The following is an 18,143-nucleotide window of genomic DNA, read 5'->3' as shown; positions in this document are numbered from 1 at the left end:
TGGGAAGCCGTATCTGCCGGGGTCCTGTAGTCCCTCACAGGGCCCCGGTTTCTTTTTGGCCGCGTCGCCCGTTACTCCATGACGGCGCTGTGATCGATCTTGGCCGGTGTCGCCGGCTTGCGCAGCAGGAGAACCAGCGGAATGGCGGCAAGCGACAGGATCATCATCAGCTTGAAGTCGTTCATGTAGCTGATGATCGTCGCCTGCAGCGTCACCACGCCGTCGAGCGCGGCACGGCCGGCGGCGCTGTAGGGGTTCATCGCCTGGAAGATTGCCGGATTGCCGAACGCTTGGTTGTAGGGCGTCACATAGGTGGCGATGTTGGCGTGGTTGATCTGCACGTTCTGCGTCAAAAGCGCGGTGACGACGGATATGCCGACGCTGGAGCCGATGTTTCGCGACAGATTGTACAGCCCAGTACCTTCCGCGCGCCGCTCCGGCGCCAGCGTGGCGAAGGTGATGGTGGTCAGCGGCACGAACAGGAAGCCCAGGCCCGCGCCCTGGATGAAGCCGGTGCTGATGATCGTCCATTGCGAGACATCAGGGGTCCAGCCGGTCATGTCGTACATCGCCCAGGCGGTGACCAGCAGGCCGGTCAACAGCAGCCAGCGCGTGTCCACCTTGCCGATCAGCCTGCCGACCAGGAACATGCACGCCATGGTGCCGAGACCGCGCGGCCCCATGACGATGCCGGCCGTCACCACCGGATAGCCCATCAGCGTCTGCAGATAGGGCGTCATCAGGGCCAGCGAGGCCAGATAGGTGATGCCGATGATGAAGATGAAGATCATGCCGACGGCGAAGTTGCGGTCGAGGAAAAGCCTCGGGTTCACGAACGTGTTGCGGGCGGTGAAGGTGTGAACGAGGAAGATGTAGAAGGCCGACGCGCAGATCAGCGCCTCGACGATAATCTCGGAGGACGAGAACCAGTTGAGCTGCTCGCCGCGATCGAGGAACATCTGCAGCGATGCGATGGTGACGCTGAGCATGCCGAAGCCTAGCCAGTCCAGCCTCGCCTTGAGATCCGTCTTGGTTTCCTGGACGAACATCGACACGCCGGCGAAAGCCAGGGCGCCGATCGGGACGTTGATGTAGAAAACCCAGCGCCAGCTGACATTTTCGGTCAGCCAGCCGCCGATGACCGGCCCAAGCACCGGCCCGACCATCACCGAAACGCCGAACAGCGCCATCGCCGAGCCGCGCTCTTCGACGCTGTAGATATCGAGCAGGATGCTCTGCGCCAGCGGCACCAGGGCGGCGCCGAACAGGCCTTGCAGCAGGCGGAAGCCGACGATCTGCGGCAGCGACTGCGCGAAGCCGCACAGCACCGACGCGACGACAAAGCCGGTGATGGATATCAGCAGGATGCGCTTGCGGCCGAAACGATTGGCAAGGTAACCCGAAGGCGGCGTCATGACGGCCGCAGCCACGATATAGGAGGTCAGCACCCAGTTGATCTGGTCGGCGCTCGCCGAAACGCTGCCCTGGATATAGGGCAGCGCCACATTGGCGATGGTGGTGTCCAGCGCCTGCATGATGACGGCCAGGATCACGCAGGCGGTGATGGCGCCGCGATTGGCGATCACGCCACCTGTCGCGGACGCGCCGGTCATGATTTTTGTCCGAACCGGTTGATAAGATCGGTCACGAAGTCCGGCAGGCCGCGCGCATGGCCGGTGTCGATGCCGACCACGACGCTCATTCCGCCACGCAGCGGCGGCTTGCCCCGGAGATCATCGACCGTCACGCGCATCGGAATACGCTGCACGACCTTGACCCAGTTGCCGGTGGTGTTCTGCGCCGGAAGCAGCGAGAAGCTCGACGACGACGCCGGGCTGATCGAGGCGACCGTGCCGTGCCACACAGTGCCCGGATAGCTGTCGACGCTGATCGTCGCTGTCTGTCCCGGCCGCACATAGGTTAGTTCGGTTTCCTTCGGCTCAGCCGCGATCCACAAATCGGTCGCCGAAATCAGGCTGAACGCCGGCTGCGAAGCCGGCAGGTACTTGCCGACCTGAAGCGCGTCGACATTGGTGACGATGCCGTCGAACGGCGCCTTGACGATGGAATCGGCAAGATTGCGCTGGGCGTCGTCCACCGCCGACTGGGCCTGAAGGTAGAAGGGGTTCTTCTCCACAGGCTGGCTGGCGTCGCCGCCAAGCTGGGCAAGCGTCGCCTGCGCCTGCGCCTCGGCAACGGACACTTTCTGGCGGGCTGCAACGAGATCGTGCTGGGCACTGTCGAAGGTCGCCTTGGAGGAAGTCGAGGTCTTGAGCAGATCCTGCTGGCGCTGGAAAGCGGCCTCGTAATAGGGAATATCGGCCTGCGCCTGCTCGATCAGCGCTTGCGACTGCTGGTAGCTCGCCTGCAAGGTCAGCACCTGGTTGCGCACGGTCCCGAGCTGGGCCTGGGCCGCGGCAAGAGCGGTTTCGAAAGAGGCCGGCCGCAGCCGGAAAAGCACCTGGTCCTTCTTCACCGCCTCGTTGTCGCGCACGTCGATCTCGAGCACGGTGCCGGAGACATCGGTGGAGACGCCAAGCGACTGCGCCTGGATGTAGGCATTGTCGGTCGTCATCACCTGGCCGCCGATGACGTAGTAGTAGCCGCCGACGACCAGCGCGACCGGAAGCAGGGCAAACAAGATCGGCCGCGTCAGGCTGCGCCTGGGCTTGACCGGCGCCGGAGGCGCCACAGTGACCGTGGCTTGCTGCGGCTCTTTCGACGGAGCCTCGAGCGCCGTCGGCTCCAGGGCAACCGGTGCTTCCAGCTCGTCATCGTCGATGACGGTGTTGGGTCGCCTTTGTTCGCGTTCGCTGTCCAGCCGGATGATCTGGTCGCTCGACCGACCTGATGGTTCGGCCTCGGCGGGCTTCTTGGGTGAGGTTGATTCAGCCATGTATTTTCTCCCGGTCGACGGCAGGCTGGGCGCAAGCCGTGAGCAGATTGGATTTGATGAGGGATAGGGTTTGCAGCAGATGCAGCTGGGCATCCGCGGAAAGGCCGACGAAGGCCTCGTCACGCGTTTTCTGGCCATTACCGCGCATGATTTCGATCAGCGGATGGGCTTGCGGCGTCAGGTAAAGCAGCCATGCCCGGCGGTCGGTGGGATTGGGCCGGCGCTCGATGAAGCCGCTTGCTTCCATCTTGTCGAGCAGCCGGGCGAGCGTGATCGGCGTGATCTCGATCAGGTCGGCGAGCTTGTTCTGGTGGATGCCTTCATGCAGCGACAGATAGGCCAGCACCTGCCATTGGGCGCGGGTCAGCCCCGACGCCCGCGACCGCTGCTCGAACCGCTTTCGAAGCAGGCGCGCGACATCGTGCAGCACGAAGCTGATGTTGGGTGACGATGGCATGGGAGATACTGGGGTTTTCGGCGTGACTTTTAGTGAGCATGCTTATTATCATCATGCACATAATCCCGCTGGACGCGGTGCGCAAGACGAACTAAGCCCGCCTGGAAAAAATGACGCATGGGCTGCGACGCAACAGAAAGGCCCGGTGACAGACCGTTGCCGGGCGAGGATATGACGATGAATTGGTTGAAGATCGCGATCGTGGCGGCCCTCGCAGCATGGCCTGGAATTGCGCTCGCAAAGGAGGCCGTCAGCTGCGGCGGCGCCGCCATGCTGGGTGGCGCGCAGTTGAACTGCAGCCACGTCGAACCCCAGGCGCCGCCTCAGTTTTGCACCTATAGCTGGGCTCTGCACACGCCCGCCGGCGATCAGAAAATCGTCGAAGGCACGTTCATGCTGCCGCCCGGCGCCTCGAATGTCACCGTCTATCAGGGCAGCGGTTTCGACAGTGCGCTGTCCGATCCGATCGTCATCTGCCGTGGCAGCAAATGATCAAGGAAAGCTCGCTCGTCAGCTGATTGGTGCTATAGGGCGGATCACGCTATTTTGAACAGGCGCATGCGGATTTAGGATGCGCCTGGCGGCCATTTCTTTGACGGACCCCAATTCTTTAACGGACATCGACATGGACGGACCCAACCCCAACATCAAGCACCCGATCCCGATGCACACCCGCGTCGGCTTCCTCAAGGGACTGGTGAACGCGCCGAACATCGAGATCGGCGATTACACCTACTATGACGATCCCGACGGGCCGGACAAATTCGCCGAAAAATGCGTCCTGCACCATTATCCGTTCATCGGCGACAAGCTGATCATCGGCCGGTTCTGCGCCATCGCCGAGGGTGCGCGCTTCATCATGAACGGCGCCAACCACGCAATGTCCGGCTTTTCGACCTATCCGTTCAATATTTTCGGCCATGGCTGGGAAAAGGGTTTTGACCCGGCGACATGGTCGCAGGAGGTTCGCGGCGACACAATCGTCGGCAACGACGTCTGGATCGGCATGGAAGCGGTGATCATGCCCGGTGTGGAAATCGGCCATGGCGCTATCGTCGGTGCGAAATCGGTGGTGACGCACGACGTGCCGCCCTATGCGATCGTGGCCGGCAACGCGGCCAAGGTGGTAAGGATGCGTTTCGACGACCGGACAATCAGGCGGCTGCTGGCGGTGGCGTGGTGGAACTGGCCGGTGGACAAGGTCAGCCGCAACCTCGATGCTATCCGGGGTGCCAATATCTCTCTTCTGGAGGCAGCAGCTTGAACGCTCTGAACAGCAGCATAATCGGCACCGAACTGTTTACGCGAGGGTGGATATTCATCCGCGGCGTGCCGGCCATGAAGTTCCTGCCGCCGGAAGGACCGCCGGAAATCGCCTTTGCCGGCCGCTCGAATGTCGGCAAGTCGTCGCTGATCAACGCGCTGGTCAACCAGAAGGGGCTGGCGCGCACTTCCAACACGCCGGGGCGCACGCAGGAGCTCAACTATTTCGTGCCGGACGGATTTTCGGGTGAGGGTGCCGACCTGCCGCCCTTGGCGCTGGTCGACATGCCCGGCTACGGCTATGCCACCGCGCCGAAGGAGAAGGTCGACGAGTGGACCAAGCTGGTCTTCGACTATCTCAAGGGCCGCGTCACGCTGAAGCGGGTCTATGTGCTGATCGACGCCCGCCACGGCATCAAGGCCAAGGACGACGAAGTGCTGTCGCTGCTCGACAAGGCGGCGGTGTCCTACCAGATCGTGCTGACCAAGACCGACAAGATCAAGACCGCCGGCGTGCCGCGGCTGATCGAGGAGACGCTGGCAAAGATCAAGAAGCGGCCGGCGGCATTCCCGTTCGTTCTGGCAACGTCGTCGGAAAAGGCCGAGGGCCTCCAGGAATTGCAGGCTGCCATCGTGCTTGCCGCCAATGGCGGCTAAGCATCTACATCTTGGAGCGTGGTCTAGGGCAATTCGAGGAAAAGTGTGAAACGGTTTTCCGTCCGGAATTGCGCCAAAACAAAGAGTTAGAGCGGTTTGCCGTTTCCGCGAAACGGTGAACTGCTCTAAGGCTTGGCCTCGATCGCAATCGTCTGATGGCCTTCTTCCGCCACAAGCCTTTCGGTGCCGTAAGCCTTCAGGAACATGCTGACGCCTGACCTGACGATGTGGTCGATCTCGTCCTGGCTGGGGGCTTTGGTGCGGTAGGCGAAAATGCACTGGCGGAACAGACCGGCCAGGCACAGTTCGGTGAACTGATAGGCGGCGAGATCGACATCGTCGATCCGCAGCAAGTCGCGCTCGATGGCGGCATCGAGAAAGGCCGCGACCTTGTCGTGACCGCGCTTGGGACCGCGTTCGTAGAAACGCGCACCCATGTCTGGTATCCGGTCGGATGCCCCGATCACCGTGCGCTGCGCCTGGATCACCTTGGCCGACGTGATCTTGAGGGCCAGCACCTTGCCGAACTTCACCAGCGTCTCGCGCAGGTCGTCGGCGTTGTCCAGAACGTCATACATGTTCTTGAAGATGGTGCCGCGCTCTTCCTCGATCAGCGCTTCGAACAGCTCTTCCTTGTTGGCGAAATAGACATAGATCGTGCCCTTGGAGACACCGGCCTCACGGGTGATGTCGTTCATCGAGGCGGCTTCGAAGCCCTTGTCGATGAAGACACGACGGGCGCCGTCGATGATCTGGCTGCGCTTGACCGGATCCTGCCCGGCCGCCGGGCGGCCACGGCGCAGGCTGTCCAGCAGGTCGCCACACTGATCGGTTTCGACGTTGGGCGATGTCTCGGTCATGAAAGTCACACCTCGAAAATAATTCGAACCAACCGGTTCGATTGCCCTTGATATGGTCCTCTTTACGCGCTATGTCAACGGCCGGATCGAACCGAACGGTTCAGTATTATATTATAATTTTAGAGAGATGTCATGTCCTCGAACGCGCCGACCACAGCCGAAGTCCGTCCCTTCCCCAACGCCAAGGTTGCGCCGGCGACGGAAGCACCGCAAGTGCCTACCCAGCCCGTCTCGTCGCCGCCGGCAGAGGCTCCGGTCAAGAAGAAGCGCTCGGTGCGTTCCTTTCTGCTGCCGATCATCGGCGTCGCCTTGCTGAGCGCCGGCGCCTGGTACGGTTACGATTACTGGACCACGGGCCGCTTCATGATCTCGACGGACGACGCCTATGTCCAGGCCGACATGGCGTTCATCTCGCCCAAGATTTCCGGCTATGTCGATCAGGTCAAGGTGAGCGAGAACCAGTCGGTCAAGGCCGGCGATCCGCTGCTCGTCGTTGATGACGGCGACTACAGAATAGCCGTCGCCCAGGCAGAGGCGCAGATTGCTACGCTGAGCAAGACACTCGACCGTATCGACGCCCAGACCGAAGCGGCGCGGGCCGCGCTGCAGCAGGCGCAGGCGCAGAAGGTCGCCGATCAGGCCACGGCCGACAACGCGACCAAGGTCGCGGCGCGCGCCTCGCAGCTGCTCAAGACGCATGTCGGCACGCAGGCACAGCTGGACGACGCCCAGACGGCGGTGCAGCAGGCCAATGCCGCCCTTGTCGGCGCCGATGCGCAGATCGCCGCGGCGCAGGCCAATATCGGCGTGTTGCAGGCGCAGCGCGCCGAGTCGGCAAGCACGCTGGCGTCCTTGCAGCTCAGCCGGGACAAGGCCGAGCGGGATCTTTCCTTCACCGTGCTCAAGGCGCCTTATGACGGCGTCGTCGGCAACCGTTCCGTCGAGCAGGGCGATCTCGTCAGCCCCGGCCAGAAGCTCGCCGTCATCGTGCCGATGGACAAGCTCTACATCGTCGCCAACTTCAAGGAGACGCAGCTCGCCCGGCTGGTTCCCGGCGAGAAGGTCAAGATCTCGGTCGATGCGACCGACGGCCAGGACTTCGAGGGAACCGTCTCGTCGCTGGCCCCGGCTTCCGGCGCCGTATTCTCGCTGCTGCCACCCGAAAACGCCACCGGCAACTTCACCAAGGTCGTGCAGCGCGTTCCGGTCCGCATCGACGTGCCGGCCGACGTGCTGAAGAGCGGCAAGCTGCGCGCCGGCCTGAGCGTCGTCGTCGCCGTCGACAGCCGCACCGCACCATCCGGGTCGGCATCAGCGGCCGCATCGAACTGAGCGGCCGCTGGGGAGCAATGCCATGGCAACCGCAACCCTCACAGCAGGAGCGCCGCCGGCGAGGCCGGCTGTGCCTGACACCATTTCGACGCGGCGCGTCATCGCCTTCCTGGCGATGGTGTTTGGCATGTTCATGGCCATCCTGGACATCCAGATCGTCTCCGCCTCGCTGGCCGAGATCCAGGCCGGCCTGAGCGCCAGTTCTGACGAGATCCCGTGGGTGCAGACCGCTTACCTGATCGCTGAGGTGGTGATGATCCCGCTGTCGGGTTTCCTCAGCCGGATGCTGTCGACACGCGTGCTGTTCACGATCTCGGCGGCAGGCTTCACCGCAGCCAGTGCTCTGGCGGCGACCGCCACCAACATCGACCAGATGATCGTCTACCGCGCCGTCCAGGGCTTCATCGGCGGCGGCATGATCCCGAGCGTCTTCGCTGCCGCCTTCACCATCTTCCCGCCCTCGCGCCGCGCCGTGGTCTCGCCGATGATCGGCCTGGTGGCGACGCTGGCGCCGACCATCGGCCCGACCGTCGGCGGCTATATCAGCCATGCCATGTCCTGGCATTGGCTGTTCCTGGTCAATGTCGTGCCCGGCATCCTGGTGACGACGGCGGCCTGGACGCTGATCGACTTCGACAAGCCCAACCTCAAGCTGTTCAGCAAGTTCGACTGGTGGGGCCTCGCCGGCATGGCAGCCTTCCTGGGCTGCATGGAGTATGTGCTCGAGGAAGGCCCAAACAATGACTGGCTGCAGGACCAGGGCGTGTTCATCTGCGCCATTGTCATGACCATTGGCGGGGTGCTGTTCTTCTGGCGCGTGTTCACCGCCGAGGAGCCGATCGTCGACCTGAAGGCCTTCACCAACATCAACTTCGCCTTCGGCTCGCTGTTCTCCTTCGTCATCGGCATCGGCCTCTACGGACTGACCTATCTCTACCCGGTGTTCCTCGGGCGTATCCGCGGCTACGATTCGATGATGATCGGCGAGGCGCTGTTCGTCAGCGGACTGGCCATGTTCTTCACCGCGCCTATCTCGGGCATCCTGTCGAACAAGATGGACCCGCGGCTGATGATGATGGTCGGCTTCTTCGGCTTCGCCACCGGCACCTGGTGGATGACGCATCTGACCGCCGATTGGGATTTCTACGAACTGCTCATCCCGCAGATCTTGCGCGGCTGTTCGATGATGCTGTGCATGGTGCCGATCAACAATATCGCGCTCGGCACGCTGCCGCCCGAGCGGTTGAAGAATGCTTCAGGCCTGTTCAACCTCACTCGCAACCTTGGCGGCGCCGTCGGCCTTGCCCTGATCAACACCGTGCTGATCGACCGCAATGCCTTCCACTACGCAAGGCTCTCCGAGCATGTGCAATGGGGCAGTGCCGCTGCACAGACCAAGCTGCAGAACATGACGCTCAATTTCGAGCAGACCCCCGGCCTGGACGCGACAAGTGCCGCGATCTCCAAGCTGTCGGGCATGGTGCAGCAGCAGGCGGCGCTGCTGTCCTTCATGGACGTGTTCTTTATGCTGACGGTGCTGTTTGCGACGCTTGGCCTGTTCACCATGCTGATCCGCAAGCCGGCCGCGGCGGGTGGCGGCGGCGGTGGCGGCCATTGATACCAGACGTGGGCAGCGGTTTCGGGAAGCTCCTCCAGTCCACGCCCGAAAAGCTCTGACCGCGCGAAAAACTCCGGGCCGCAAGCCCGGAGTTTTTCGTCTCCGATTAGGATGCATGTTCTATCGGCTGAAAGACTTCGGCCGCGTCACAACCCGCTATGACCGCAACGCGGCGACCTTCCTCACGGTGGTCTGCATCGCTGCCTTCCTACTGGTTATGAGTTCGGACCCAGATCAGATGGTCCAGGTCCAGTCGATCGGGTAGTTGAAAATCGGGGTGAACGTCACGCCGACCGCCTCCATATCCCTGCGGCCGTCGACGACCATCTCCTTCAGGAGGTCCAACTGTGCTGCATGCTCGTCGGTGTCCCAGACGCTAACTTGCACGATCGAGCCCTTCGGCGAGACGCCTGCATAAAAGTGAAGAAGCCCCGGCAACCGTCTGATGGCCGGGATTATGTACTCCGAGGTCTTCTTGCTCGCGGCGTCGACTTCGGCGAACCGGCTCGGGTCGTAGCTAGCGCGCGAGACCCGGACGACGGCGGTTGTCGGCAATGGCTCGGCCATGGTGGTTCTTTCGGTCATAGGGATACTATCTCTTGGCAACTGTGAAACGGTCTTCCGTTCGCAATCACGTCAAAACAAAGAGAGGGTTCTGTCAGGCCGTGGCGGGCTTGAAGGTCAGCGCCACGCCGTTGATGCAGTGACGCAGGCCGGTCGGCGCCGGGCCGTCGTCGAAGACATGGCCAAGATGGCCGCCGCAACGGCGGCAATGCACTTCGGTGCGGGTCATGCCGAGCGACCGGTCCACGGTCTTGCCGATGCCGTTGGCGATCTCCTGCCAGAAGCTCGGCCAGCCGGTGCCGGAATCGAATTTCGTCTCAGACGGGTAGACCGGCAGGTCGCAGCCGGCACAAGCGAAGATGCCCTTGCGGTGTTCATTGAGCAGCGGGCTGGTGCCGGGATATTCCGTGCCTTCCTTGCGCAGCACGTCGAACGCGGCCGACGACAGGATGGCTTTCCATTCGGCGTCAGTCTTGGTGACCTCGAACTTTTCGGCGGCCTGAGCGGCCTGCGGGTTGCTCATGCGCAGCACTGTTGCCGCGGCCCCGACCACGCCGATGGCGGCGGCGCCGCTCAAAAGAAAGTCGCGACGGTTCATGACCAATTCCTCCTGTTGTCTCTTTGCCAAACTATACCGCCAATCGGAAATCAAAAGCCGGTGACGGTGGCCCTCGAACGAACACTCCGCGCCGTCCCACATTTGAACGTGGACGACGCGGAGTGCGCGGGTCAATTGCGGATCACGGGAGCGGGATCATGCAATCGACGGAGGGTCCTTGCTGCAAGTTCGCTGGCAGCAAGCCCCCTGTTACATCTTGGGCAAAAGAAGTTACATCTTGGGCAAAAGAACCTTGTCGATGACGTGGATGACGCCGTTGGACTGCTCGACATCGGCGATCGTCACGTTGGCGACATTGCCGTTCTCGTCGGTGACGGTGACCTTGCCGCCGTCGGCTTTGAGCGACAGCTCGCAGCCGCCAACGGTCTTGACCTTGTGCGTGCCGCCGTCGGCCTTGGCCATCGCGGCGACGTCAGCCCCCATCGCCTTGGCCCCGATGACATGGCAGGTCAGGATCTTGGTGAGCTTGTCCTTGTTCTCGGGCTTGAGCAGCGTCTCGACCGTGCCGGCCGGAAGTGCCGCGAAGGCGTCGTTGGTCGGTGCGAACACGGTGAACGGGCCGGCGCCCTGCAGGGTTTCGACCAGGCCGGCAGCCTTCACGGCGGCGACCAGCGTGGTGTGGTCCTTCGAGTTCACGGCGTTCTCGACGATGTTCTTGTTGGCATACATGGCGGCGCCGCCAACCATCGGGTTTTCGGCATAGGCGGCGGTTGCAAGGGCGGAAACGGCGATCGTACCGGCGAGCAAAAGGGTGGCGTATCTACGCATGATGTCAAACTCCTCGGGTTTTTCTCTTCCCATCTTTGGGGACGCGAGGAGATACGGAACAAAAATGCGAGAGTTTCAGAAATATTTTGATTTTTTATTTTATCCGGACTGCCGGAGAGATTTTGCGGTTCAACCGCGTTCCGGCTAACATGCTGTCTATGGGTATGTAGGGTGGAAGATAGACTTCAGGTAGTCTATTTTGAGTCTGGTGACGCCAAGAGCCGGTCAGATGCTCTTCAGATCGCCCGCTGCGACCACCGGTCCGGTCGGCTGGCCGGTCGGCGAACCGCCCGAGGGCTCGAGGCTGACGGCAAGCACCGCGCCCTGGGCGAGCTTCTGCTGGGCCGCCGGCGAGACGACGATATGCGCCGTGGCACCTGCCGGAATGACTCCCATCGAGACCGGCGGGTTCTTGCCCTCGATCATCCACAGTTCGAAGTCCTTGCCGGCGGCACGCTCACCAGAGACATGCGACAGGCCGACTTCGTGATGAGCGGCGTCGTAGACGGCGAGATATTTGACATCGCTGCCCTCGGCGGTGAGCGAAGCGACGAGGCGCGATCGCGGCTGCTCGACCGGTGGGTTGAGGATGGGCACGGCGATGTAGATCGCCAGTGCCGCAACCGCCGCAGCGGCAAGGCCACGCCAGAAGGCAAGGCTGGACCATAGCCCGTCGCGCGATTCAGCCGGCGTGGCCACGGAAGCGGCGGACGCGAACAGGCGGCGATCGACCGCAGTCTTCACCGAAACCGGCGGCTCGATTTCCGGATAGGCGGCAGCCAGCGGCGAAAAATTGACCTCCCAGCCATCGACAAGGCGGGCGAAATCCGTCTCGGCGTCGATGCGACGGGAGGCGATCTGGCGTTCGTCGGCAGCCAGCACGCCGATAACGTATTCGGCGGCGAGCAGGTCGTCGCCTCCGCGTTCCGGTCCTGTGTCTTCTGCCAGCGTCATCTTTCCAGACATTCTCTGAGTTTCAACAGGCTGCGGCGCAGCCAGGTACGCATCGTGTTCAACGGCACGCCGTGGCGCTCCGCCAGTTCGGCATAGCTTTCGCCCTTGAGATAGGCGCCCCGGACGGCCGCCGCCCGGTCTTTTTCCAGCTCATCGAGACAATGATGGATACGTTCGGATTCGTCGCTCGCCACCACCATCGCTTCAGGTCCCGGCGCCGGATCGGCCACGTCGAGCGCGGCATCGATATCGGCGGCAGGCTTGCGTCGCGCTCGTATGCGATCGATCGCATGATTGCGCGCTATCGCCACCAGCCAGGATATCGGGCTTAGATCGGAGACGGCAAAACGATCCGCCTTCGTCCATATCTTGACGAAGACTTCCTGTAGCGCTTCTTCCGCATCTCCCCGGTCGTTCAATACACGAAGACAGACGCCGAAAAGTTTCGCGCTGGTCTGCCGGTACAGCAGATCGAACGCAGCCCGATCCTTCATCGAAGTCCGGACGATCAACTTGGTGATGTCCTGCGGCGTCATCTCAGGCAAATTAGGCGATTGCAATGTATTTGCAACGGCGGAAATAACCTTGTGCACGCCTAAGCCTTGCGTGTCGCCAGCCCGGGTCTATCCTTCGATTGCCAATGAAGTCGCCACTGGCTAGCTTGCCTGAAGTGACGGGGGGCGCGCATGTCGGTTGAACATACACTGTGGGCGCAGGACGCAACCGGCCTCGCCGACCTGGTCCGCAAGGGCGACATTTCAGCCGTCGAGCTGACCGAAGCCGCGATCGCCCGTGCCGAGGCCACGCGACCCGACATCAACGCCACGGCCGAGCCGCTCTATGATGCCGCCCGCGCCCGGGCGAAGACCGTCGACCGCTCGCTGCCGCTGGCCGGCGTTCCCTTCGCCATCAAGGACCTCGGCATCGCCATCAAGGGCGTGCCGACGCATGGCGGCAGCCGCATTCCGGCATGGTTGGCCGATGTCAATTCGGTGCTCACCGACCGCTATCTCGCCGCCGGCCTCATTCCGATCGTCACCTCGACGTCGCCGGAACACGGGCTGCGGCTGATGACCGAATCCAGGGCGTTCGGCATCACCCGCAATCCCTGGAACACCGGCCACACCAGCGGCGGCTCGTCGGGTGGTGCGGCGGCACTGGTCGCCGCCGGCGTCGTGCCGGTGGCGCACGCCTCGGATGGCGGTGGCTCGATCCGCGTGCCTGCCGCCTGCACCGGGCTTGTCGGCCTGAAGACGTCGCGCGGCCGCACGCCGCTGACGCCCCTGGTGAGCGAAAGCTGGTATGGCATGGTGGTCGACCATGCGCTCACCCGTTCGGTGCGCGATTGCGCATTGCTGCTCGACCTCACCCACGGTCCCGACCTTTTGTCGCCCTATGCCGCGCCGTTGCCGAAAGGCACGTTCGCAGCCGCTGCCGCGCGCGATCCCGGCAAGCTCAGGCTGGCCGTGTATCGCAAATCGCCGCTTGGCCTGCCGATCTCGGATGAGACGCTCAAGGCGCTCGACACGGCGGTGGCGCTTGCCCGCGAGGGCGGCCATACGGTCGCGGAGATCGATCTGCCCTCTATCGGGCGCGATTTCTTCGCCGACTTCTGCAGGACGGTTGCCTCTGCCGTCGCCGGCACGATGCGTGCGGAAGCGTTGCGTGTCGGCCGTTCCGTTACAGGCGACATCGAGCGGGCCACACGCGTGCTCGCCCGCTTTGGCGAAATGGTGTCGGCCGGCGAGACCTATGCCGACCTGCAGCGGCTGCATGCCGCCTCACGGCGGCTGATCGCGGAGACCGCGCAGTATGACGCCGTGCTGATGCCGATCATTGCCCACCCGCCGCTCGGCTGCGGCGCCATGGATCCGAAAGGCGCCGACGAGCTGATCGAGAACCTGCTCGACAAGCTTCATCTGACGCCGTTGCTGAAGCTGAAGCCGTTCTTCGGCCAGCTGATGGACAAGAGCCTCTGGTTCACCCATTGGCCGGCGATCCAGAATGTCAGCGGCCAGCCGTCGATCGCCCTGCCGGTCCATGTCACCGACGTCGGCCTGCCGATCGGCATCCAGGCCGCCGGCCGTCCGGGCGACGAGGAGACGCTGCTGTCGCTTGCCGCGCAGATGGAGAAGATCTCGGGCTGGCTGGGCCGCAGGGCGCCGCTGATGGTGCCGTCATGATGACGAGGTCGTGAAGCGCTCGAATATGACAGCAAAGCCATTTGCGGGTAGCGCCAATTCCCGCTAAGACGCCGCCGTCCTTACCGATGCATGTCGCCCAAAAGTGTCCAGCGGTTTTGGGACAACGACATGCATAAAACCAAAAGCCGGGAACCAAGCCGATGACGGAAATAACCGCCACCGCCGAAATGCAGGCCGCCCTGCTATCGCGGGCGCTGCCTTACATGCAGCGCTACGAGAACAAGACCGTCGTGGTGAAATATGGCGGCCACGCCATGGGCGATATCGAACTCGGCAAGGCGTTCGCGCGCGACATCGCGCTCCTGAAGCAATCCGGCGTCAACCCGATCGTCGTCCATGGCGGCGGCCCGCAGATCGGCGCCATGCTGGCCAAGATGGGCATCGAATCGAAGTTCGAGGGCGGCCTGCGCGTCACCGACCAGAAGACGGTCGAGATCGTCGAAATGGTGCTGGCCGGTTCGATCAACAAGGAGATCGTCGCGCTGATCAATGCCGAGGGCGAATGGGCGATCGGCCTGTGCGGCAAGGACGGCAACATGGTGTTCGCCGAAAAGGCGCGCAAGACCATGATCGACCCGGACTCCAACATCGAGCGCGTGCTCGATCTCGGCTTTGTCGGCGAGCCGGTCGAGGTCGACCGCACCTTGCTCGACCTGCTGGCGCGTTCCGAAATGATCCCGGTGCTGGCGCCGGTGGCGCCCGGCCGCGACGGCCACACCTACAACATCAACGCCGATACCTTCGCCGGCGCCATTGCCGGCGCCTGCCAGGCGACACGCCTGCTGTTCCTCACCGATGTGCCGGGTGTGCTCGACAAGAACAAAAAGCTGATCGACGAACTGACAGTGGCCGAAGCCAAGGCACTGATCAAGGACGGCACGGTCTCGGGCGGCATGATCCCCAAGGTCGAAACCTGCATTGAGGCGATCGAACGCGGTGTCGAGGGCGTCGTCATCCTCAACGGCAAGACGCCGCATGCAGTGCTGCTCGAACTCTTCACCGAACACGGCGCCGGCACGCTGATCGTGCCCTGAGCCAACCCTTTGGTCGCTTGCCCCCAGCGATCAGGCAGGCTGCGACAGGCGCGCAATGACCTTGATCTCGAAATCGAAGCCCGCCAGCCAGTTCACGCCCACCGCGGTCCAGTTCGTGTAAGGCGGTTCACCGAACACCTTCAGCCGAACGGCGTCGATTGCCTGCCACTGCGCGGCCGGATCGGTGTGGAACGTGGTCACGTCGACGATGTCGTCGAACGTGCAGCCGGCGGCCTTCAGCATCGCCGCGAGATTGTCGAAGGCAAGCTGCACCTGCTTTTCGAAGACCGGCTCGGGCGACCCGTCCTCGCGGCTGCCGACCTGGCCGGAGACGAACAGAAGATCGCCCGAGCGGATCGCCGCCGAATAGCGGTTGATCTCATAGAGGGCCTGCCGGCCGGCGGGGAAGATCGCGTCGCGTTTGGTCATAGTTTCTCCATTCAAAACAAGGCAGGCCAGACCTCCGGACGATCGCGACGGGGTTCGCCGAAAGGGCGAGAGCCGTCCGCAAGGTTCAGGGTTTTGGATCGCTGCACTCCAACATCCGGGACGGGCATTGACATACGTCCCGTATGTCGGATGTGGGTACATACGCTGCGTATGTCAATGCGCATACGTCGCGTATGATTTAAGGAAATTTCCAAGGCCGTCAGGCGCGCGGCGAAATCGTGATCTCGGGCGGTGCCGGCTTGCGCGCCGGGCGTCGAACGGACATCGATTCCTCCTCGGCGTCCTGCGGCGCACCCCAGAATTCGGCAAGCGTCGGGCCGTCTTTCACCCTGATGTCGCGGACCAGAAATCCCCATACCTCGCGGAACCAGACGCGGCGGCCCATTTGCGTGTACCAGCGCATCGAATGGCGCTGCTCGGGATCTTTGTGGAACAGGATGCGCGCCAGCGCCTTCGGCCGCGATTGCACCGCCAGCTCGATCAGCTTGACGCTGAAGAACAGCATCCACGGCTTCAGCCGCGTCATCTGCAGCACCTGGTGCTTGTAGTCCCACAGGCGGGCATCCCGCTGGATCACCTTGCGATCCCGCGCGATCCGGAAGAACGGCGTCCAGCGATGCGGCGTCACGTAGAGCGCCTGGATCTGGTCCGGGTCGTAAGCGATGAGCTGACGAAAGCCGCGCCACAGGTCGCGAAAGCCCTCATCCTCGAAGCCGGCGACCCAGGTCGCCATCGACAGGATGTCGTGCAGGCGCAACAGCCTTATCGCTTCGCGATCGGATGAGGTGCTGCCGCCCTTGCGGATCAATTGAAGCGTCTGTTCGTCGGTGTTCTCCATGCCGAGCAGCCAGCGGATGACACCGGCCTTGCGGTAGAGATGCAGGATGTCGGCATCGCGCACGATGTCGTCGGCGCGGGTCGAGCCGACGATCAGCACCGGCACGTTCTCGGCGATCAGGGCGTCGAGAAAGGCGCGCCAGGCTTTCTTCGAAACCGTCGGATTCTCGTCGGCAAGATTGATCAGCTCGACGCCGTGTTCCCGGTGCAGCCAGGCGATTTCTTGCGCGAATTTCACCGGATCGCGATGCCGCCAGCGGGTCCAGAAGCCGCGCTGGCCGCAATAGTTGCACAGATGCGGGCAGCCGCGCGAAAACTGCATGACGACGGCCCGCTTGCCGCCCCAGTAGCTGTAGTGCCTGTGGTCGATCAGCTCCCAGCCGACGCGGTAGGCGTCGAGGTCGGCAATGGTCATGGCTGGCTGCGTGGCGAAGGGACGGCGCAGATCGTCGCGAAAGGCGATGCCGGCCACGCTCGCTGGCGGCTGGTGCATCTCCAGCGCCTCGACCAGCGCCACCACGGTTGCCTCGCCCTCGCCGCGCACGATGAAGTCGAAGGCATCCGTTTCAGCCAGGATGTCGCGCCAGTGATAGGTCGGAAAGACGCCGCCATAGATGATGATGGTCGCCGGCTCGCGCTCCTTGATCATCTCGGCGATCAGCAAGGCGGTCGGGTGCGCCGAGGTCGAGCCGGAATGGCCGATCAGGATGAAGTCGGGGCGATCGGCGAGCGCGTCGCGCACCACACTGTCGAGCGGCATCGGCCCGAATTCGGCGTCGACGAGCCGCACCTCATGGCCGGCATCGATCAGCGGGCCGCCCAGCGCCAGCAGGCCGAGCGGCGGCAAATGATCGTCGGGCACGCGGCTTCCGATGGCGGTGTGCGGCGGATTGATCAGGACGATTTTCATGACGGACCTCCTGGGCAGTTGGTCCGCGCAAGCTGGCCGGCGATGTGGACACGCGCTTGGCCCGTTTCAGCAGTTTGCGTGCAGCTTTTCCCCAAGGAGTGCGAAGGCAGGCATTGTCACCGCCGGAGGTGGGCGAGCGGCACGTGGCCGGGTCCCTTGATGTTCTGCAGCACCAACTGGGTGTGGACGTCGCGCACGCCGTCGAGCCGCATCAGCCGGTGCATGACGAAGGCGTTGAGCTCGTCGACCGACGGCACCATGACATGCAGCAGGAAATCGTGGTCGCCTGTCATCGTCCAGCACGAGGACACCTCGTCCATGCGCTGCACGGCAGCGATGAAGCTTTCGGGCGAGCCGTCGCTGTGGCTGACAAGGCGAACCTGGATGAACACCTCGACCATCAGCCCGACCGCACGGCGGCTGATCACCGCGGCAAAGCCCTTGATGATGCCGGCCTCCTGCAGCGCTTCGAAGCGCCGCGCGCACGGCGTCGTCGACAGGCCGATCTCTTGCGCCAGTTCGGACACCGGCTTGCGCCCGTCGCGCTGCAGGACATCGAGCATCTTGATCTCGAACTCATCGAATTGAGGCATTCTCACTCCTTGAAGGCGCTTTCTGAGTGAATGTTATCCCGATTCCCGCATTCGAGCCATCATCAAAACCGATTTGCCTCGGCAAATCCGGTTAGCCTTTCAGCACCATTCGCCATTCATGATTTGC

At 63.1% G+C, this 18,143-nt stretch carries 19 protein-coding genes; 7 read left to right on the top strand and 12 right to left on the bottom strand.

The features are described 5' to 3' along the window. Positions 1 to 71: 71 nt before the first annotated feature. Genes C8D77_RS21085 through C8D77_RS21075 form a run of 3 tightly spaced genes read right to left on the bottom strand, consistent with a single transcriptional unit; the run spans position 72 to position 3,353 of the window. Positions 72 to 1,616 carry a DHA2 family efflux MFS transporter permease subunit gene (locus tag C8D77_RS21085; protein ID WP_425453749.1) on the bottom strand — a complete coding sequence of 515 codons (1,545 nt, stop codon included), beginning with the start codon at positions 1,614 to 1,616 and terminating at the stop codon, positions 72 to 74. Next, the gene (locus C8D77_RS21080) at positions 1,610 to 2,896 is read right to left on the bottom strand and encodes an HlyD family secretion protein (protein ID WP_109667336.1); all 1,287 of its coding nucleotides are present in this window, start codon (positions 2,894 to 2,896) and stop codon (positions 1,610 to 1,612) included. Before C8D77_RS21080 ends, C8D77_RS21085 begins: the two co-directional genes overlap by 7 nt. Beyond that, positions 2,889 to 3,353: a MarR family winged helix-turn-helix transcriptional regulator gene (locus C8D77_RS21075; protein ID WP_109667334.1), complete on the bottom strand. Its 465-nt coding sequence runs from the start codon at positions 3,351 to 3,353 to the stop codon at positions 2,889 to 2,891. The genes C8D77_RS21080 and C8D77_RS21075 overlap by 8 nt, the downstream gene beginning before the upstream one ends. 117 nt (positions 3,354 to 3,470) lie before the next feature. On the opposite strand from C8D77_RS21075, the gene C8D77_RS21070 reads away from it, so the two are divergent. The 3 genes from C8D77_RS21070 to yihA all read left to right on the top strand — a co-directional run bounded on the left by C8D77_RS21070 (position 3,471) and on the right by yihA (position 5,273). Beyond that, positions 3,471 to 3,845 (top strand): hypothetical protein, encoded by a 375-nt coding sequence (locus C8D77_RS21070; RefSeq protein WP_245951845.1) that lies wholly within the window; start codon positions 3,471 to 3,473, stop codon positions 3,843 to 3,845. Positions 3,846 to 3,978: 133 nt separating this feature from the next. Beyond that, complete coding sequence (locus tag C8D77_RS21065; RefSeq protein ID WP_170136786.1) at positions 3,979 to 4,617, top strand: CatB-related O-acetyltransferase; 639 nt, start codon at positions 3,979 to 3,981, stop codon at positions 4,615 to 4,617. After that, on the top strand, positions 4,614 to 5,273 hold the full coding sequence (gene yihA / locus C8D77_RS21060) for a ribosome biogenesis GTP-binding protein YihA/YsxC (protein ID WP_024502094.1): 660 nt from the start codon (positions 4,614 to 4,616) through the stop codon (positions 5,271 to 5,273). The genes C8D77_RS21065 and yihA overlap by 4 nt, the downstream gene beginning before the upstream one ends. A gap of 125 nt (positions 5,274 to 5,398) precedes the next feature. Here yihA and C8D77_RS21055 read toward each other — a convergent pair whose 3' ends face one another. Further along, complete coding sequence (locus tag C8D77_RS21055; RefSeq protein ID WP_109667329.1) at positions 5,399 to 6,133, bottom strand: TetR/AcrR family transcriptional regulator; 735 nt, start codon at positions 6,131 to 6,133, stop codon at positions 5,399 to 5,401. A 132-nt stretch (positions 6,134 to 6,265) separates the two neighbouring features. Here C8D77_RS21055 and C8D77_RS21050 point away from each other — a divergent pair, with 132 nt between their 5' ends. Then, on the top strand, positions 6,266 to 7,465 hold the full coding sequence (locus tag C8D77_RS21050; RefSeq protein ID WP_109667325.1) for an HlyD family secretion protein: 1,200 nt from the start codon (positions 6,266 to 6,268) through the stop codon (positions 7,463 to 7,465). Positions 7,466 to 7,487: 22 nt separating this feature from the next. Next, a complete protein-coding gene (locus C8D77_RS21045; protein WP_109667322.1) occupies positions 7,488 to 9,083 on the top strand; it encodes a DHA2 family efflux MFS transporter permease subunit in 1,596 nt (531 codons plus the stop codon). A 234-nt stretch (positions 9,084 to 9,317) separates the two neighbouring features. Here C8D77_RS21045 and C8D77_RS21040 read toward each other — a convergent pair whose 3' ends face one another. From C8D77_RS21040 to C8D77_RS21020, 5 genes are all read right to left on the bottom strand, one after another. Continuing rightward, entirely contained in the window at positions 9,318 to 9,668 is a 351-nt protein-coding gene (locus tag C8D77_RS21040) for a hypothetical protein (protein WP_109667319.1), read from the bottom strand. Between the two features lie 73 nt (positions 9,669 to 9,741). Then, positions 9,742 to 10,245 (bottom strand): peptide-methionine (R)-S-oxide reductase MsrB, encoded by a 504-nt coding sequence (gene msrB / locus C8D77_RS21035; protein WP_109667316.1) that lies wholly within the window; start codon positions 10,243 to 10,245, stop codon positions 9,742 to 9,744. Between the two features lie 231 nt (positions 10,246 to 10,476). After that, entirely contained in the window at positions 10,477 to 11,034 is a 558-nt protein-coding gene (locus tag C8D77_RS21030; RefSeq protein ID WP_109667772.1) for a fasciclin domain-containing protein, read from the bottom strand. 225 nt (positions 11,035 to 11,259) lie between these two features. Continuing rightward, positions 11,260 to 11,988 (bottom strand): anti-sigma factor, encoded by a 729-nt coding sequence (locus tag C8D77_RS21025; protein WP_109667314.1) that lies wholly within the window; start codon positions 11,986 to 11,988, stop codon positions 11,260 to 11,262. After that, positions 11,985 to 12,524: a sigma-70 family RNA polymerase sigma factor gene (locus C8D77_RS21020; RefSeq protein WP_109667311.1), complete on the bottom strand. Its 540-nt coding sequence runs from the start codon at positions 12,522 to 12,524 to the stop codon at positions 11,985 to 11,987. Before C8D77_RS21020 ends, C8D77_RS21025 begins: the two co-directional genes overlap by 4 nt. Positions 12,525 to 12,674: 150 nt before the next feature. On the opposite strand from C8D77_RS21020, the gene C8D77_RS21015 reads away from it, so the two are divergent. Both C8D77_RS21015 and argB read left to right on the top strand, forming a co-directional pair. Further along, positions 12,675 to 14,171 (top strand): amidase, encoded by a 1,497-nt coding sequence (locus C8D77_RS21015; protein WP_109667309.1) that lies wholly within the window; start codon positions 12,675 to 12,677, stop codon positions 14,169 to 14,171. Between the two features lie 161 nt (positions 14,172 to 14,332). Continuing rightward, on the top strand, positions 14,333 to 15,226 hold the full coding sequence (gene argB / locus C8D77_RS21010; RefSeq protein WP_109667770.1) for an acetylglutamate kinase: 894 nt from the start codon (positions 14,333 to 14,335) through the stop codon (positions 15,224 to 15,226). 30 nt (positions 15,227 to 15,256) lie between these two features. Here the strand turns inward: argB and C8D77_RS21005 are convergent, their stop codons facing one another. The 3 genes from C8D77_RS21005 to C8D77_RS20995 all read right to left on the bottom strand — a co-directional run bounded on the left by C8D77_RS21005 (position 15,257) and on the right by C8D77_RS20995 (position 18,016). After that, on the bottom strand, positions 15,257 to 15,655 hold the full coding sequence (locus C8D77_RS21005; RefSeq protein WP_109667306.1) for a RidA family protein: 399 nt from the start codon (positions 15,653 to 15,655) through the stop codon (positions 15,257 to 15,259). A 220-nt stretch (positions 15,656 to 15,875) separates the two neighbouring features. Continuing rightward, positions 15,876 to 17,423, bottom strand: a complete 1,548-nt coding sequence (gene bchE, locus C8D77_RS21000) for a magnesium-protoporphyrin IX monomethyl ester anaerobic oxidative cyclase (protein WP_109667304.1) — start codon at positions 17,421 to 17,423, stop codon at positions 15,876 to 15,878. 116 nt (positions 17,424 to 17,539) lie between these two features. Further along, on the bottom strand, positions 17,540 to 18,016 hold the full coding sequence (locus C8D77_RS20995; protein ID WP_109667301.1) for an Lrp/AsnC family transcriptional regulator: 477 nt from the start codon (positions 18,014 to 18,016) through the stop codon (positions 17,540 to 17,542). Positions 18,017 to 18,143 lie beyond the last annotated feature (127 nt).

The sequence above is a fragment of the Mesorhizobium loti genome, from assembly GCF_003148495.1.
GTDB lineage: Bacteria > Pseudomonadota > Alphaproteobacteria > Rhizobiales > Rhizobiaceae > Mesorhizobium > Mesorhizobium loti.
This window is presented reverse-complemented; position numbering and strand designations above follow the sequence as displayed.

Bases quoted from the DNA above. Each gene is read 5' to 3' on its own strand.
- C8D77_RS21080 (WP_109667336.1), bottom strand. From the start codon at position 2,896: ATGGCTGAATCAACCTCACCCAAGAAGCCCGCCGAGGCCGAACCATCA.
- C8D77_RS21075 (WP_109667334.1), bottom strand. From the start codon at position 3,353: ATGCCATCGTCACCCAACATCAGCTTCGTGCTGCACGATGTCGCGCGC.
- C8D77_RS21070 (WP_245951845.1), top strand. From the start codon at position 3,471: ATGGGCTGCGACGCAACAGAAAGGCCCGGTGACAGACCGTTGCCGGGC.
- C8D77_RS21065 (WP_170136786.1), top strand. From the start codon at position 3,979: ATGGACGGACCCAACCCCAACATCAAGCACCCGATCCCGATGCACACC.
- C8D77_RS21055 (WP_109667329.1), bottom strand. From the start codon at position 6,133: ATGACCGAGACATCGCCCAACGTCGAAACCGATCAGTGTGGCGACCTG.
- C8D77_RS21050 (WP_109667325.1), top strand. From the start codon at position 6,266: ATGTCCTCGAACGCGCCGACCACAGCCGAAGTCCGTCCCTTCCCCAAC.
- C8D77_RS21045 (WP_109667322.1), top strand. From the start codon at position 7,488: ATGGCAACCGCAACCCTCACAGCAGGAGCGCCGCCGGCGAGGCCGGCT.
- C8D77_RS21040 (WP_109667319.1), bottom strand. From the start codon at position 9,668: ATGACCGAAAGAACCACCATGGCCGAGCCATTGCCGACAACCGCCGTC.
- msrB (WP_109667316.1), bottom strand. From the start codon at position 10,245: ATGAACCGTCGCGACTTTCTTTTGAGCGGCGCCGCCGCCATCGGCGTG.
- C8D77_RS21030 (WP_109667772.1), bottom strand. From the start codon at position 11,034: ATGCGTAGATACGCCACCCTTTTGCTCGCCGGTACGATCGCCGTTTCC.
- C8D77_RS21025 (WP_109667314.1), bottom strand. From the start codon at position 11,988: ATGACGCTGGCAGAAGACACAGGACCGGAACGCGGAGGCGACGACCTG.
- C8D77_RS21020 (WP_109667311.1), bottom strand. From the start codon at position 12,524: ATGACGCCGCAGGACATCACCAAGTTGATCGTCCGGACTTCGATGAAG.
- C8D77_RS21015 (WP_109667309.1), top strand. From the start codon at position 12,675: ATGTCGGTTGAACATACACTGTGGGCGCAGGACGCAACCGGCCTCGCC.
- argB (WP_109667770.1), top strand. From the start codon at position 14,333: ATGACGGAAATAACCGCCACCGCCGAAATGCAGGCCGCCCTGCTATCG.
- C8D77_RS21005 (WP_109667306.1), bottom strand. From the start codon at position 15,655: ATGACCAAACGCGACGCGATCTTCCCCGCCGGCCGGCAGGCCCTCTAT.
- bchE (WP_109667304.1), bottom strand. From the start codon at position 17,423: ATGAAAATCGTCCTGATCAATCCGCCGCACACCGCCATCGGAAGCCGC.
- C8D77_RS20995 (WP_109667301.1), bottom strand. From the start codon at position 18,016: ATGCCTCAATTCGATGAGTTCGAGATCAAGATGCTCGATGTCCTGCAG.